The 270-nt window shown below is 59.6% G+C and carries 1 protein-coding gene; it reads right to left on the bottom strand.

From position 1 onward, the window contains the following. Positions 1–270 (bottom strand): type I restriction enzyme endonuclease domain-containing protein (locus SB771_RS34590; protein ID WP_410721987.1); only part of this gene is annotated, 270 nt, incomplete at both ends.

Raw genomic sequence — 270 nt, 5'->3', positions numbered from 1 at the left:
GCGAACTGGCCGTTCGTTGGGCCGGACGGTCCATTCAGCGTGGCGGTTCGCGGCAATCTTTCGTCTAACAGCGTCGAAACGATTCGGGCGGGTGTGCTGGACGGCGTTGGAATCGGCGAAGCCGTGGTACATGTCCCGCACCACCTCGTATCTCTCCAACATCACCGCGATGGCTTGCGATTCATCGACGCCGGTTTGCTCCCGGTCGTTTTTCGAGTACTGCTGCAAGGCGGACTTAAGGTTCTGGGCGATGCCGATGTAGTCCACGAT

The sequence above is a fragment of the Burkholderia sp. SIMBA_051 genome (assembly GCF_046534915.1).
GTDB lineage: Bacteria > Pseudomonadota > Gammaproteobacteria > Burkholderiales > Burkholderiaceae > Burkholderia > Burkholderia ambifaria.
This window is presented reverse-complemented; position numbering and strand designations above follow the sequence as displayed.